General features: G+C 70.2%; 15 protein-coding genes and 1 pseudogene. 5 read left to right on the top strand and 11 right to left on the bottom strand.

Annotated features, from left to right (window positions below):
• Positions 1-460: 460 nt before the first annotated feature.
• A complete protein-coding gene (locus tag EES42_RS46855) occupies positions 461-739 on the bottom strand; it encodes a hypothetical protein (RefSeq protein WP_124722760.1) in 279 nt (92 codons plus the stop codon).
• Between the two features lie 77 nt (positions 740-816).
• On the opposite strand from EES42_RS46855, the gene EES42_RS37965 reads away from it, so the two are divergent.
• Both EES42_RS37965 and EES42_RS37960 read left to right on the top strand, forming a co-directional pair.
• Positions 817-1,572, top strand: a complete 756-nt coding sequence (locus EES42_RS37965; protein WP_124722759.1) for a GntR family transcriptional regulator — start codon at positions 817-819, stop codon at positions 1,570-1,572.
• 33 nt (positions 1,573-1,605) lie between these two features.
• Positions 1,606-2,112, top strand: a complete 507-nt coding sequence (locus EES42_RS37960) for a hypothetical protein (protein ID WP_124722758.1) — start codon at positions 1,606-1,608, stop codon at positions 2,110-2,112.
• A 278-nt stretch (positions 2,113-2,390) separates the two neighbouring features.
• Here the strand turns inward: EES42_RS37960 and EES42_RS46850 are convergent, their stop codons facing one another.
• The 4 genes from EES42_RS46850 to EES42_RS37940 all read right to left on the bottom strand — a co-directional run bounded on the left by EES42_RS46850 (position 2,391) and on the right by EES42_RS37940 (position 6,003).
• The gene (locus EES42_RS46850; RefSeq protein ID WP_241196857.1) at positions 2,391-2,567 is read right to left on the bottom strand and encodes a hypothetical protein; all 177 of its coding nucleotides are present in this window, start codon (positions 2,565-2,567) and stop codon (positions 2,391-2,393) included.
• A gap of 226 nt (positions 2,568-2,793) precedes the next feature.
• Positions 2,794-3,531 (bottom strand): hypothetical protein, encoded by a 738-nt coding sequence (locus EES42_RS45230; RefSeq protein WP_164495480.1) that lies wholly within the window; start codon positions 3,529-3,531, stop codon positions 2,794-2,796.
• Positions 3,528-4,127 carry an RNA polymerase sigma factor gene (locus EES42_RS37945; RefSeq protein ID WP_124722756.1) on the bottom strand — a complete coding sequence of 200 codons (600 nt, stop codon included), beginning with the start codon at positions 4,125-4,127 and terminating at the stop codon, positions 3,528-3,530. The genes EES42_RS45230 and EES42_RS37945 overlap by 4 nt, the downstream gene beginning before the upstream one ends.
• Before the next feature lie 538 nt (positions 4,128-4,665).
• Positions 4,666-6,003 (bottom strand): YncE family protein, encoded by a 1,338-nt coding sequence (locus EES42_RS37940; protein ID WP_124722755.1) that lies wholly within the window; start codon positions 6,001-6,003, stop codon positions 4,666-4,668.
• A gap of 79 nt (positions 6,004-6,082) precedes the next feature.
• Here EES42_RS37940 and EES42_RS37935 point away from each other — a divergent pair.
• Positions 6,083-6,438, top strand: a pseudogene (locus tag EES42_RS37935) (transposase); the annotation flags it as partial.
• Between the two features lie 63 nt (positions 6,439-6,501).
• Here the strand turns inward: EES42_RS37935 and EES42_RS37930 are convergent.
• The gene (locus tag EES42_RS37930; protein WP_241196856.1) at positions 6,502-6,966 is read right to left on the bottom strand and encodes a hypothetical protein; all 465 of its coding nucleotides are present in this window, start codon (positions 6,964-6,966) and stop codon (positions 6,502-6,504) included.
• A 181-nt stretch (positions 6,967-7,147) separates the two neighbouring features.
• Here EES42_RS37930 and lepB point away from each other — a divergent pair, with 181 nt between their 5' ends.
• Both lepB and EES42_RS37920 read left to right on the top strand, forming a co-directional pair.
• On the top strand, positions 7,148-7,816 hold the full coding sequence (gene lepB, locus EES42_RS37925) for a signal peptidase I (protein ID WP_124722754.1): 669 nt from the start codon (positions 7,148-7,150) through the stop codon (positions 7,814-7,816).
• Between the two features lie 324 nt (positions 7,817-8,140).
• Positions 8,141-8,518: a VOC family protein gene (locus EES42_RS37920; protein ID WP_124722753.1), complete on the top strand. Its 378-nt coding sequence runs from the start codon at positions 8,141-8,143 to the stop codon at positions 8,516-8,518.
• Positions 8,519-8,545: 27 nt separating this feature from the next.
• Here the strand turns inward: EES42_RS37920 and EES42_RS37915 are convergent, their stop codons facing one another.
• From EES42_RS37915 to EES42_RS37895, 5 genes are all read right to left on the bottom strand, one after another.
• Positions 8,546-9,430, bottom strand: a complete 885-nt coding sequence (locus tag EES42_RS37915; RefSeq protein ID WP_124722752.1) for a hypothetical protein — start codon at positions 9,428-9,430, stop codon at positions 8,546-8,548.
• Positions 9,431-9,489: 59 nt separating this feature from the next.
• Positions 9,490-10,809, bottom strand: coding sequence for a HEAT repeat domain-containing protein (locus tag EES42_RS37910; protein WP_124722751.1), 1,320 nt, complete (start codon positions 10,807-10,809; stop codon positions 9,490-9,492).
• Positions 10,810-10,847: 38 nt separating this feature from the next.
• A complete protein-coding gene (locus EES42_RS37905; RefSeq protein ID WP_241196855.1) occupies positions 10,848-11,621 on the bottom strand; it encodes a DUF998 domain-containing protein in 774 nt (257 codons plus the stop codon).
• A gap of 388 nt (positions 11,622-12,009) precedes the next feature.
• Complete coding sequence (locus EES42_RS37900) at positions 12,010-12,657, bottom strand: hypothetical protein (protein ID WP_326742061.1); 648 nt, start codon at positions 12,655-12,657, stop codon at positions 12,010-12,012.
• A gap of 95 nt (positions 12,658-12,752) precedes the next feature.
• Positions 12,753-13,745 carry a hypothetical protein gene (locus EES42_RS37895; RefSeq protein ID WP_241196854.1) on the bottom strand — a complete coding sequence of 331 codons (993 nt, stop codon included), beginning with the start codon at positions 13,743-13,745 and terminating at the stop codon, positions 12,753-12,755.
• Positions 13,746-13,750: the final 5 nt, after the last annotated feature.

Here is a 13,750-nt window from a genome sequence, read left to right as displayed (position 1 = left end):
ACCGGGAGGTCGTCCGATACCGAGGCCGGGGAGGATTCCGTGCAGGAGGCGTGTGTGCCGATCCTGCAATCGGTTGAGCGATAGGAGACGACTGAGGTATCTGAGACGTGTGGTTGTCGACGAGGTGGCATCAGTGGCCTCCCGCGAGGAACGCTTGGCCAGCCAGCGTCAGGTGAGAAGCAGTGCTCATCGAGCCTGCCCGAACGCGCCTTTCTGAGGCCAGCACGTACGGGCGGACGAGCGCGACGTCTTCCCCCCTGAGCAAGGTTCGATGGGGCGCCACGTCGACAGTTGCCCAGCCCAGGAAGGGAGTCGGCACGCCAGCGGATTCATGGGAGGCGAGCGGGGACGCCGGAGGGCAGGAGGGCGTTAACGCACGGCGGTGCCTGCCTCTTGAGGAGTACCGCGCCCTGGTGAGGGTGAAGGTGCGGCGGATACGGTTGAGCACGCTGTTCAGCTCCTATCGCTGATAGCTCGGTCCCCCGACATCGCCCGTCGTGGGGACCGCTTTGCGTACGACCGCCCATAAGGTGCGGCCGTTCAAGCTGGTGTCGAGGAGCCCGAATCGATCGGCCTCAGCCACCGCGTCCAGGACCTCCCGCCATGACTCGGCGGAGAGCGCATCGGGCACCTCCGCTTCCACCGACGTGTGCCGGGGGTGTTCCTCCGTTCGCGCGGGCAGCCCGAGGGCGGACAGCCGGGCAGCGATGACCACCGCGCTAACTCCCGAAGCGGGCACAGGCAGCCTCCGTCACCAGCAATCACTTTCAGTGAAGCTAGTTAACTAGACTAGAGCTAGTGGACTAGATTTTCCATATGCCTGAGCAGCCGCCCTATCTCCGCATCGCCGACGAACTCCGGCGGCGGATCGTGGAGCACGTGTGGGAGCCGGGAGACCGCCTGCCCTCCCGCACCCAGATCGGCCAAGAGTGCGGCGTGGGCGAGAACGTGGTCCGCCGGGCGCAGGAGTTGCTGATCTCCCAAGGCGTGCTGGAGGGCCGCGCCGGGTCGGGCACCTACGTCGCCGAGCCCAGACAGCGAGTGCGGGTGGTGCGGTCGTCGGCGCGCGAGCAGCCGACCGGGTCGCCCTTCCGCGCCGACATGAAGGCCGTGGGCAGACAAGGGGATTGGGAGAGCCGGACGGACGCCAAAGTGCCAGCCCCCGCACACGTCGCGACGCGACTCGGGATCGCCGAGGGCGAGCTGTGCGTACGCACGACGTACGAGTTCCTGGCGGACAGCAGGCCAGTGCAGTTGTCGACGAGTTGGGAACCGTACGACCTCACCGCCGGCACCGTTGTTGTTCTCCCTGAGGGCGGGCCGCACGCCGGGGCGGGTGTCGTGAACCGTATGGCCGAGATCGGCATCACGGTGAGCCATGCGGTGGAGCAGCCCGAGCCGCGGCAGGCGACCGCCGAGGAGGCTTCACTCCTGGGGATCCAGAAGGCCGGTCTCGTCACGCACATCCGGCGGACGTACTACAGCGACCAGGGGCGGCCGGTGGAGACGGCGGACATCGTCGTGCCTGCCGCTTTGTGCGAGATCGTCTATGAGGTTCCGGTTGGCCGTTGACAGGCAGCACCGGTCGACGTGGGAGGGGTAGGCATGACGGGTGATCTCCAGTTCAGCTGGGAACTGAGTGGCTCTGGATGGGCCACGTGTCGCATCGCCGACACTGCCAGGGAGCAGAAGAACTTCGTCAGCTACTGCACGAACGCTTTGGCCGACCTGTTGCATGGAGTGGCGGGTCTGTACGGCGAGTCGTCCGTCCAACGGGTCTCCTTCGACCTCGAACCGGCCGAGGTGAGGTGGCGGATGCGGCGCCGAGGGGCGGACGTGGACATCGCCATCTACTACTTCCCGGACATGGACGGGAGCTGGGACGCGCCCGACGAGGACGGCAAGCTCTCATGGAGCTCCACTCAACCCCGCAGCGTCCTGGGCCACGCAGTCATGGAAGCTGCCCAGGCAGTCCTCAGCCTTCACGGCGAGGCCGGCTATCTGGAGAAGTGGGTGCAGCACCCGTTCCCCGTCGCCGCGCTGCACGACCTTCGACGACTCCACCACCGAGACGACGAGTGCGAGCAGTGCCAGGGCAGTCCCGATTCCTGACATCCATAGCTGACATCAACGACGGTGGACGGCAGCAGTCGCACCCGGCCGGCCACAGCAGCCGTCAGCAGCGCCGCTCCCCCGCCCAGCACCGCCCGACCGAACTCCTAAAGCGGGTGTCGCAGGTTCGAATCCTGCCGGGGGCACCAAGCATTACCGCTCTGACCTGGGGTTTGCCCCCAGGGAGGGGCTCTGCTCGGCCTCGGACTCTTCGTCCGGGGCCGTTTGCGTGAGCGGACGGGGAGTTGATCTCCGGAATATTGCCCAACGGATCGGCATCATCCAGCACGAGCTCGTCGGCCTCGCTGGGCGCGCGCCTCGCGTCCGGTGTTCTCGGAGGTGGCGCGGGCTCGCGGCACGTGCCGGGCCGCGACCTCGGCGATCGCCGGATCGGCCTCGGGGAGCAGGCTCGTGTACGTGTCCGACGTGGTGGTGATCGAGGAGTGGCCGGGCATCTCCTGGATGTCCTTGAGGCCGGCGCCTGCCGCGTGAGCCAGGGGCGCGGCACCGTGACGGAGGTCGTGGAGCCGGAACGGCGGGTGGCCGATGTCCTCGTACAGAGATGCGCGGCCTGCTCAACGCGGGACACCAACGCAACCGCCCCACCTCCCCGCGCCCAAGGTCAGGGTTCCCGCCCGTGCCGCGCCGGGCGGCGCCGGCGCGGCCTCAACCCGAGTCCTGTCACCCTCTTCCGGAGTCTCGCGCTGCGCCTGGGCCGGATGGTACCGGCGCACCCTTTGTCTTTGACTTTCCGGGACGCTCCGGACTTTTCTCCGCCGGTTTCGCCCCGGTCTTCTTCTGCTGCCCGCGCGCCAACAGCTGCCCGCAGTAGCCCGGTACGGCCTCTCGGTTGCCCGCCGCCGCCTCAAGCCGGCTTGTCACCGCATCCCTGGACGCCTTGCCCCGCCCCTTCACTGCCGCCAGGTAGACGCGGCAGTCCGCAACGGTGTCCTGCTCTGTCTCCGGGCGCTTCCTGGGGGACGCGTGCGAGGCCGACGGGGAGGGCCTCGACGAGCGCTGTGGTGCCCGACCCCAGCGTCCGTCACGAACCGAATCCTCGCCCGCGCCGGGTACCGTAGGCGCGATCTGTCCGGGCTTCGGCTCCGCGCCACCGCCGAACGGCAACGAGATGGCGCCGCCCCCGGCTGCTACCGCGACCCCGCCCAGCGCCGCCGCCGTGACGACGCCCGCCAGCAGCGCCTTGAGTGTCCGTGCCCAGCGACGCTCATCGGCAGGCCTCCAGTCGTCCCGTCCGCGCCGCCACCACAACGGCGCCGCGTGCAGACCGTCCTGATGCGCCGTGCGGAAAGCACGCAGCGCCTTCTCCTCAGCAGCCGGGCTGAGAGCGCCGGGACGGCTCGCCGCGTCGAACAGCGCCTCCAGCTCAGGGGGGCAGGGATCTTCCCGTTCGGGATTCATGTCTCATCCTTCAGCGTGCGCTGTGCCCCAGGCGTCACACCGCTCGATCCGGCCCGGGTGATTTTCCCCGCAAGTCCCTTCAGTCCCCGGTAGGCCGCGGTGCGGACGGCCCCGGGGCGCTTGCCCAGCACCCGCGCGCTCGCCGGCCCGTCGAGTCCAACGACCACACGCAGCAGGACGGCCTCCGCCTGGTCGCGCGGCAGACTGCCGATCAGCTGAAGAGCCTGGTCCGTGGAGAGCTTCTCCAGCACCGCGGCGGCCGTGTCGTGTCCGCCCGGCATTTCCAGCATGCCCGGTTCCAGCAATGATGTGCGTGGTCTCCGTTTCTGCCTGCGCAGATGGTCCAGGGCGCGGTGACGGGCGATCGTCGCCGTCCAACCCCGGAAGCCCGCGCCGTCGCCACGGAAACGACCCAGGTCGCGCGAGATCTCCAGCCAGGCTTCGGAGGCCACGTCCTCGGCGTCGTCACCGACCAGCCCTCGGACGTAGCCGATCAGGCCCGGCTGCACCAGCCGATACGCGGTCACGAACCCTTCGTCGTCCCCCTGCTGAGCTCGCTCGACAGCAGCACCGAGTTCCGCGTCGTACGCCCCCACACTTGCCTCTCCGTACAAAAACCCGGTCCGACCCGCCCTTCGTTTCTGCGCTCGGAGGCGTAGAAACGTCACTGGAGAAGCGTGACTGGAGAAGCCTCCCCGTTCGCAAGCGGTCCTCGGGGAGGCGGCCCTGCCCGCCGCGCGAGACCGTCGCCGGTCTCGTCATCGTCGGCCGCGTTGCAGAAGACGGACAGTCCTGGCCAACTGGAAACCCTTGGCGCCCTTGTCGTCGGTGGCGCGCACCACGGTCCGGCAGCGCCGGTGGCTCGGCCTCCACAACGGAGAACCGCGGCGACGGCCGCGTCCGCACAGGCGGCTCTCCCAACTGGTGCTCCGGTCCGTCGCGTCGGGGCTTCACCGGGCCATGGAGACTTCATCGTGCTCCGTTGACAGCCTTCGGCTCCCTGCCGACTCGGGTGGTGCATCACCACAGCCGCCCGCCCGGTTGGCCGGCCCCAGGACTTCGCGTGGCAGAGCTACTGAGGTCAAAGGCCCCGTACCTGGCTGGTCCGGGGCCTTCGGTGGCGTGCTCAGGTGGCTACTTGGTGATCGTCACCGTCGCCCGGGTCGTTGCGGACATGTGCTGGCCGTCGCCCTTGTAGGTGGCGGTGTAGGTCATGTCACCTGTCTCGCGCGGGCGTTCCGTGATGGTGAACTCTCCCGTCGGCGTGGAGATGGGGAGGGTACCGACCGGAGTGCCGGTCGGGTGTCCCGCGTCCGTGCGCGTCACTTCCACCGTCGTGCCGGCGGGGAAGGGCTCCGCCGCTGACAGTTGTCCAGTGACGGTCAGGTCCTTGCCCCTGGGGGAGGTTGCGGGGGCCTGAAGGCTGAGGGTGGTGTCCAGCTTGCCGGCGTCCGGGAGGACGTGGAGCGTGGGGGCACTGCCGTAGGAGAAGCCGGTGATCGCGAAGAGGCGGTTCTCGTCCGGGGCCCAGGCGAGGCCGTCGCGCTGGAGGTCGTTCACGGCATACTCGCGGAACGCCGGCCAGGTGGAGCCCGGACGGTAGGTCTTTACGAAGTCGCCCTCTGCGCCTGTCGCCACTGTTCCGTCGGCCGCCACGGCCACAGCGTTCGGGAACTGCCAGCTTGAGTGGTAGCCGTTCGACGACAGGTCCGACAGGCGGACGATCTGGTGGTCGGACGGGTTGTTCGCCGCGATGACGATGTTCTGGCCGTCCGCCGTCACCGCGAAGTCGTTGAGGTAGGAGATCGACGGCGATGAAATGAAGGAGCGCTCGGTGCGCTTCTGCAGGCCGCCGGCCGCCGTGTCGTAAACCGCCAGGGAGGCCGGGCTGACGCCCTCCTCTCCCGCCACCAGGACGTTCGGGTCGGCAGGGGACGATGCCAAGGCCGGGGAGTAGTACCAGTACCGTCCGCTCGGCACGAGCGTCGCCGACGGGGCCGAAGAGGCCACGTCGAGCGAGCCGATGCCGCCGGAGCTGCCGACCGTGTAGCCGAACCACAGCTTGCCGCCCGCCATCGCCAGGCTCTGCGGCGAGGTGTCGGCTCCGGTCGGATAGCGGTCGGTCTCGACGAGGGTGACGGTGTCGATCTCGGCGATCGCGCCGACCGTGGACAGGGCCACGTACAGCTTGGTGGAATCCGCCGAGAGCACCAGGCCCGCAGCCCCCTCCTCGGCGGTGATCTGCTGGACGACCGCGCCTGCGTAATCGGTGACGACGATGCTGCCACCCGTCGGATCGCTGACGAACACCCGATCGTGCACTCCGTCGACGACGATGTCCCGGAACGAGGTGCTGGGCAGCGCCACGCTCGTCTCCTCGGCCGCGGCGGTCCCTGCCCCCGCACCTGTCAGGGACAGCGAGCCGATCAGTGCGGCTGCCAACGCGACGGCGGTGCGTTTATGGATGCGCAAAGTGAACAAACCTCCTCGAATCGGGACGCCGCTTTCGACCTCCCAGTAAAAGAGCGCTGGGCGGTGGACATGTGTCACTGGTCAGGTCACCGGCAAGGTCCACCTCGCCGCCGACAGCCGGCGTTCGCCCTGCCCGCCGGACAGGCAGCCGACAGCCCGCAGTTCATCCCCGTGCCGGGCAAGATATGGGTCCGCGGGCCCGTCGGCCGCCCTCGCACCCGGCCTGACGCCGCCGCCGGAGATAGTGCCTACTCGTCCCGCGGAAACCGCTCCCACCTGCGGAAACGTGGCATCAAGGCAGTCATTCCAGAGCAAGCCGACCAGGCCGCCAACCGGAAGAGGAAGGGCTCTGGAAGTGGTCGGCCCGTCAGCCACGACGCCGCCCCGTACAAGAAGCGGAACACCGTCGAGCGGCTGATCAACAAGCTGAAGGCGGGTCGGTGATCGGGCTCAAGGACCTCAGCCGAGCCGCTCATTGACTACGATTCGAGACGCGTCCTAGCCGTACGGGTTGAGCGCCCGGAAGCGGACGGTGTCGCTGCGACGGTCGAACCACAGGTTGGTGGAGTAGCCGTTGCCGTCGCGGTCAAGTCCGGGCGACCGGATCCACTGCGGGTTCTCCGGCCCCTCACCCCTGAGCGGCTTCTCGAACCACGAGGAGAAGTCATCGGCCGGCTCCGCGGAGACGAAGGCGTGGGCCGCCGCCAGCTCGGCAAGTTTCCCCGGTGCCAGCCGGGCGAAGCCCGAGATCACCAGCTCCGGCGACGGTACGTCCCGGTCGTTGTCCCGGCTGCTGACCCACTTGGCGTCGGTGAGCACGCCGAGCAACGGGAACGCCCGCTCCAGCGGTGCGGTATCGGTGCGCCAGTCCCTCTTGGCCTCATTCGTCACCTGGCGCAGGGCCCACCAGGCGGGTAGGACCGCCAGCGCCGCCCCGATCCCCATCAGCTTCCGTCGCTCCAACGTGATCCCCTCATGCCTGGCTCCGGGGCACCTTATCCGGCTCAAGCACCTCACCCGGACCGCCCGTTGATCAAAGACTTCACCGACCTGTGCGCCCTTGAGGGTGAGGGGCGCTTCCGTCCCGAGACCGCTTAGCCTCTGCTGGTCCGCCCGGCCTCGGGCGATTCAAGGGAGGGTGTTCATGCAGCAGCGGAGAGCGGGCAGCGGGCTGAGGATCGCGGCCTGGGCACTGGTGCCACTCGGGCTGCTCCTGGCGGTGGGGGGCATCGGGTACTTCTTCACGAATTACCAGGGGGTCACCGTCATGAGCGAGGCGATGGAGCCGACGTACCACCAGGGCGAGCGGCTGGTCATCGAGGGCATCGACGCGGACGAGGTCCGCAGGGGTGATGTCGTACTTGTCACGGTGCCCGATCGCTATGAGGGCCGTCCGGTCCTGCAGCGGGTCCTCGGGATGGGCGGCGATCACGTGGTCTACGACGGGCATCGGATCAAGGTGAATGGCAAGCCGGTCGACGAGCCGTATCTGATGCCCGGCGAAGTGAACCCGGCAACCGGACCGTACGACGTGCGGGTGCCGGACGGGCGGTTCTTCCTGCTGGGTGATCACCGAGGCAACTCGAACGACTCGCGCTTCTTCCTCGACGAGCAGTCGGGCAGCGTCGCGGCCTCCGGGGTGCTCGGGCGAGTGCAGCGGAGTCTCGTCGTGCCAGCGGTGTCGGGGGCGCTCGGAGCCCTTGGGATCTTGCTGGCGCTGGTAGGGACCGGCTTGGGGATCGGGGGGTACGTGGCCGGACGGAGCGCCCGGCGGCCGCTCACGGCTGTGCCGCCGTGGCCCGCGGCTCAGTGAGGCACCGGCGATTCCGGGGCTGCATGCCTGCTCCTCGGGAAGCGCGTGCGGCGTTGTTCCCGCATGCCGCGGCAACGGCCAGGAACTCCCCTCGGCCTGGCGAGGCCGCCAGCCCTCCACTCCTGCATGTTCATGCGTGCGCGGTGCATGAGCGGATGGTCTGAATACAACGCGTCACAAGCAGGATCGAGCCCCGAGCCCTTTCGCCCGCCAGGGCGGGAGGGCTCCCGGCTTTCGGCGCGTGTACGGAACGGCGGAGGGCGCCCCGCGCACCTCGCGGCGCTGTTGGGCCCCGGCCGGCGCGCCCGGTCTACGCTGCTGCTCATGATCGCCAAGTTGCAGTGTGTGGTGCTGGACTGTTCCGATGTGCGTGAGCTCTCCCGGTTCTACCTGGCGCTTCTCGGCGGCACGGTGGACCGGCCGGATCCTCGGTGGTCACTCGATGACGGCTGGTCGACCCTTCATACCGACTCGGGGCTCGTGCTCGCATTCCAGCGGGTGGAGGACCATCGGCCGCCGCGGTGGCCGGATCCCGCTCACCCGCAGCAGTTCCATCTCGATCTGGGTGTCACGGACCTCGACCTGGCCCAGGAACAGGTTCTCGGGCTCGGGGCTTCGCTGCTCGATGCCGGTGAGGGCACGCGTGGTTGGAGGATCTACGCGGACCCGGCGGGTCATCCCTTCTGTCTCGTTCGCGACTGACGGTTCGTGTGGACGGCCCCGGTGTTGTCAGTCGGCGTTGCCGTCGCCGTCGGCATCGCCGAGGAGATTGACGTTGGCCCACTTGGGGTTGGGGACGGTGCGTTCCTCGGTGCGCGTCAGTCCTTCGACGCGGTATCCGCCGAGGGCCTTGCACCGGTCGCAGTAGAGGACATAGCTCCCCACCGCCTTCGCCACGTGGCTCAGGACCATCGGTCCGCCGCACTGCTCGCACGGTCCGTACGGGCCGGCGGGGGCGTCGGCGTACTCGTGGCGGGGCAGTTCACGGGGTTCGCAGAACATGCCGGGCAGGGTGCGGTTCTCGATGGCGGCGCGGGGCAGGCCGTTGAGGCCGAAGAAGTTGCCCAGGGCTGCGTACAGGAGCTCGTACGAAGGGGAGTGCGGGGGCACTTCGCCGTACTCGTCCTCCTCCTCTTCCTCGTCCGCGTTCCAGCCGAGGTCGGCCAGGGCGGTGTTCAGGAGGTGGGGGCGGGAGCCGTTGAACCCGCTGTCGGAGTAGCCCCAGAGGTGCTGCCCGTCGTGCATGACGTCGATCTGGGCCGGGTCCATGCCGGTGTAGACGGCGCTCACGGTGCGTATGCCGTGCGAGGGACAGCGGCCGTACGGGCTCTCGGGGCCGGTGCGGCCGTGTTCCCAGTACGCGGTGCAGGGCAGCAGTACGAACGACCAGCCGTTGCCCGCGTCCCCGATGCGGCCGATGTCGGGGACGGGCTGCTCCCACGGCGGCGCGGCCCGCTCGATCGCCGCGACGGTGTCCGCGTCCAGCACCGGCGAATCCGCCGGGGCACCCAGTCGCACCGCCAGTTCCTCGGCCGGTATGCCCTCCGCGAAGGTGAGGTAGCAGCCGTCCAGGCCTCGGTGGAGCCAGGCGAGACCATCTCCGTGTTCGATCATGCGCGCGAGCCTGGGTTGTGTACGGGGAGTCCCATCTGTACGGGGAGTCCCATCCGGTTTCAGCGGCCGTCGCGGCGCCGTTCGTACCGCCACACCTCGTCGAGGTCGTACTCGTACGAGGTCCCGGGCGGTGCGGGAGGCAGGCGGCGGGCTCCTTCCACGCACCGTTCGTCGTCGTGGCGGGCGAGGCCGTGAACGGCGCTGACCCGGACCGGGCGGCTCGTGTCGTCCAGCAGCGCGGCCATCGCCTCGGCCAGTTCGGGGGCGCGGTCCTTGCTGTCGGCGACCGTGCGACAGGCGCCCTGCCGGACGTCCGCGTCCGGGTCGGCCATCAGGTCCACCAACGCCTTCCGGACCGTGGCGGAGAAGGCCGGTGACCACCTGTCGAAACCGAAGGCCACAGCGTGTCGCACACGGGGATCGGGATGGCCGGCACAGGACAGCAGGCGCTCGTCGCCGCGCGGGTCGGCGTGCTCGGCGAGGCCGGTCAGCAGCTCGGTGAGCACCGCGGCATCCTGCTCCTGGGCCGACCGGTTCAGGAACAGTTCCAGCGTGGGGGCCGCGAACCGGTCCTCCTCGCTCTCGTCGAACAGGTGGGTCAGCCGCAGCACTTCGGTGCCGAACAGCCGGTGCACCGGGTCCGGGTCGGCGCTCAGGGCCGCCGCGGCGTCCCAGGTCTCCTGGTCGCGGCGGTGGGACAGGAGGAGGGTGGAGGCCGCCCAGGTGGCGTGCTGCTGGTCGGGGCGGGTCAGCGCCCGTTCCAGCAGCTCCTCGAAGGGGGGCCGGAGCCCGAGCACCTTCTCCAGGTCCGTCAGGATCGCCGCGTGCCCGTCGCGTACGGTCGCGCCGCCGAGGGAGAACTCGTCGACGCCGGTGTACTCGTCGTCCTGGACGTGGGTACGGGTGACCGCGCCCTGTGCACCCGTACGGCGCCGTAGTTCCGCCTCGACGCCCGTCTCGTACCAGTGCCGGGCGAGGCTCCGTGCCTCCAGCAGTTCGGCCTCGCGGTGGCGGCGCCACTCGGCGGTGTTGTGCACAGTGGCCCCGGCCACCGCGGGCGAGCCCGAGTCGACGGCCTTGCGCAGCGGTCGTACGCCGTCCGGTCCGCACCGGTCGGGGTCGGCGCCGTGCGTGGCGAGCAGGCGGACGACTTCGACGGCGTACGTCTCGATCGCCAGGCACAGCACGGGAGTTCCGTGCTCGTCACGCGCGTCGGGGTCGGCGCCTGCCGAGAGCAGAGCTTCCACGCCGTGGGCATCGCCGGCCCGTACGGCGGAGATCACTTCGGACGCCGGCGGCGGGGCGGGGGGCGTCACGGCCACGACGCCCGCGCCCTCGCCCGCACCCGCGACCGCGCCCGAATCGATGCTCGCGTCCATACTGTTGTCGCCCGCCCCGTTGCGTCTTTGATCGGCCGTCAGCCCAGGTGGTCGCCGTCGCCCTGTGTCCGTCCCGGGTGCTCGGTCGTCACCGTACCGGCGAGCAGCCGGGCCGTCACGGCGGTCAGCCAGCAGAGGCCGAGGCCCGCTCCGGCGGTGAAGGCGAGGACGTAGGAGCCGGATGCCGCGAAGCCCGCGAGGACGAGGGCGGGGGCGAGCCGGGAGGCCAGGGCCCAGGCCCGGTACCCCCTGGCGGCGAGGGGGCGGGCCAGGACGACGAACGCGGCGCACAGCGCCAGGTAGCCGATCATGCCGCTGAACATGTGGACGGCCCCGTGCCCGCTCAGCGTGCCGGTCTCCGGGGAACCGACGGGGAATCCGGCTCCGGCGTCGGCGTTGAACACCGCGGCGGCCAGGAACGAAGCGCCGAACACACCGATCAGCACCGGCACCCATCTCTCGCCCGCACCCCCTCGCAGCAGCCCGCGCAGTCCGAACGCGCTGGCCAGCAACAATGCGCCGGTGACGACGAAGTTGATCGTCTGCACCCAGCCGGGGCCGCCGAGGGCGAGCTGGCTGAACGCGTTACGGGTGAAGTCGAAGCCCTCGCGTACGAGTCCCTGAACAGTGGCCACCCCTAGGAACAGCGGGCCCGCCACCATGCCGCCGATCAGCAGGCCTCGCTGCGTCGTTCGCGGTGCGCGCTGTGCTTCCCGGACCTCCGGGACGCCGGTGGTGCGGGTCGCGTCGGTGGAGCGGGTCGCGTCGGTGGAGCGGGCTTCGTGGGTGCGGGCGCCGAGCGTGTAGGTCATGACAAGCCCTCCGGGTTCAGGATGTTGTACTTGTATGACCGACGAGGGCGCGCAAACTCATCGCTCGGGAGGGCACGACCAAGTCACATGCGCATGTGGCCGAGGTGGAACCGAAGGGGTTCCGAGGGCCCGGCTTGCGGGTGCGTCAGGTGTCGGTCGGGGGCCGCAGCACATCCCCGTACAGGCTGAACAGGCTTGGCAGGGAGCCGGGTTCATGCTCGGGCTTCGGCTTCCGCACCCCGCACCCCGCACCCCGGGCGCCGCACCCCGGGCGCCGGGCGCCGGGCCAATGAAAGGGCGAGTCGACGAAAGGGCGCGCTGCGGCCGAGGCCCGCTGTCACGTCGAGCGTCGCTGCCCTCCGTGGCTCGTTGCGCGACCTCGCAGCCGTCACGGCTTCGCCGGCCGGGCGGGGGTGGACGCGGGTGCCCCGACCGTCGTCAGGTCACCCACGGCGTCCGCGTAGTAGACCGACTCGGCCAGGTGGAAGGCGAGTTGGCGGAAGGTCCAGCCCGTTCCGGCCGAGCGGTCGAGCTCGTCGGGGGTCAGGGCGTCCAGGCGGTTCACCCAGATCCTGGCCAGGCGGGTGAGCCGGCTGCGTGCTTCGTCGAGGTCGGCGCCGGTGAAGGGGGCGAGGTCGGCCGCGGTGGTGGTCGCCGAGGCGTGCCAGTGATCGGGCTGCGTCTCCTCGCCGACCAGCCGGGCCTCCATCTCCGCGAGGTGGTCGACCAGGTGGTCGGCGACGCGGCGGATCGCCTTGTGCGGGGTGTAGAGCCGGTCACCGGCGGGGACGGGACGGCCGTCCCAGGCGGTCCAGGTCGCGGCCAGGGCCAGGACGCGGTCGACCATGGCCGTCAGGAGCTGCGCGGGGTCGCGATCGTCCGTCGCCGGGGTCTCGGCGGGGCCGCTGCCGGAACCGCTGCCGGGGGTGCCGGGGCTGTCGGGGGTGCCAACCGTGCCAGGGCCACCAGGGCCGCCGGGGACACCGAGGCTTTCGGGGGCTTCGGAAGTGGTGGGTACGTGCTTCGTTTCCGTCATGGGGTGACGCTAGATCGGTGACTCTTCGGCACCCGCCGAACCGTTCCCACCCACCCATCCCCCCGCTCCGGACCGGACCGGACCGGCGCCGCCGTTCAGGAAGGCAGGGCCGCCGCCATCGCCGCCGACGCGCGGCGCACCCGGGCCGCGTCGTCGCGGACGGTGCGGCTGAACTCCATGTGCAGGAACGGCACGCCCTGATCCTCCGCCTCCCGGCCCTGTACGTTGCCGCGGCCCTCCAGCGCGCAGCGGCGGGCCCAGGCGCGGCAGACGGCGAAGCCCTCGTGGCGCAGTGCCGTCGCGGCGCGGCGGGCGGTGGGGAGGCCCTTGTCCGCCGAGCCCAGGGAGGCGATCACGTCGTAGTCCGGTTCGGTGCTGTCGGCGAAGCCGTGGACCTGGAGACCGGGGAAGCGGCGTGCGGCCAGTTCGTCGCAGACGGCGTCGAACACGGTGTCCCTGCGGTGGGCCACGTCGGCGCGGCCCTTCTTGTCGGCGTTGCGATGGGCGCCGGCCATGACCAGTACGCCGCCCCGCCGGGCCCGCAGCACTCCGATGCCGAGCTGTTCGCTGCCCGAATCGGCGACCGGGTGCGGGACCTGGACCGACCAGCGGGACGTGGCGCTCAGGTCGATGTAGACCCGGCCCCAGCCCCGGCGGCCCTCCGCCGCCCGGTCGGAGATCTCCGCGAACCTGCGGCCGGTCGCCGTGTCGGTGTACGTCCTGATGCCGAAGTCGATGTCGTCGAGGCGGCGGCCCGCCTCGGCCCGCCGGCCGTCGAGGAAGAGGCCGACGGCCTCGGCGGCGGTACGGCGCTGGGCACGCAGCGGCGGAAGGTAGTCACTGTGGGCCACCGTGTCCCTGGTGAAGTCCGTGATGCGGCGCGCGAGATCGACGCGGTCGTGGTCCTGATCATGGCCGCCGGGCGCGGAGTTCCCGTGGCGGCCGTCCCCGTTCGCGGCATCCGTCCCCCGGCCGCCGAATGGTACGAAAAGGGCCACGAGGGCCCCCAGGGTGACGACCGTCACGGCAATACCGATCAGTGTTCGCTTGATCGTTACCTTCGTCGTCGGATTCCGCACCATAGACATATAAA

The sequence above is a fragment of the Streptomyces sp. ADI95-17 genome (assembly GCF_003846175.1).
Classification (GTDB): Bacteria; Actinomycetota; Actinomycetes; order Streptomycetales; family Streptomycetaceae; genus Streptomyces; species Streptomyces sanglieri.
Note: the sequence above shows the minus strand (reverse complement) of the source record. Positions and strands in the feature narration are given on the sequence as shown.

Excerpts from the sequence above, each read along its gene's own strand:
- lepB (WP_124722754.1), top strand. The coding sequence starts at position 7,148 with ATGCAGCAGCGGAGAGCGGGCAGCGGGCTGAGGATCGCGGCCTGGGCA.
- EES42_RS37910 (WP_124722751.1), bottom strand. The coding sequence starts at position 10,809 with ATGGACGCGAGCATCGATTCGGGCGCGGTCGCGGGTGCGGGCGAGGGC.
- EES42_RS37905 (WP_241196855.1), bottom strand. The coding sequence starts at position 11,621 with ATGACCTACACGCTCGGCGCCCGCACCCACGAAGCCCGCTCCACCGAC.
- EES42_RS37960 (WP_124722758.1), top strand. The coding sequence starts at position 1,606 with ATGACGGGTGATCTCCAGTTCAGCTGGGAACTGAGTGGCTCTGGATGG.
- EES42_RS45230 (WP_164495480.1), bottom strand. The coding sequence starts at position 3,531 with ATGAATCCCGAACGGGAAGATCCCTGCCCCCCTGAGCTGGAGGCGCTG.
- EES42_RS37915 (WP_124722752.1), bottom strand. The coding sequence starts at position 9,430 with ATGATCGAACACGGAGATGGTCTCGCCTGGCTCCACCGAGGCCTGGAC.
- EES42_RS37965 (WP_124722759.1), top strand. The coding sequence starts at position 817 with ATGCCTGAGCAGCCGCCCTATCTCCGCATCGCCGACGAACTCCGGCGG.
- EES42_RS37900 (WP_326742061.1), bottom strand. The coding sequence starts at position 12,657 with ATGACGGAAACGAAGCACGTACCCACCACTTCCGAAGCCCCCGAAAGC.
- EES42_RS37920 (WP_124722753.1), top strand. The coding sequence starts at position 8,141 with ATGATCGCCAAGTTGCAGTGTGTGGTGCTGGACTGTTCCGATGTGCGT.
- EES42_RS46850 (WP_241196857.1), bottom strand. The coding sequence starts at position 2,567 with ATGCCCGGCCACTCCTCGATCACCACCACGTCGGACACGTACACGAGC.
- EES42_RS37895 (WP_241196854.1), bottom strand. The coding sequence starts at position 13,745 with ATGTCTATGGTGCGGAATCCGACGACGAAGGTAACGATCAAGCGAACA.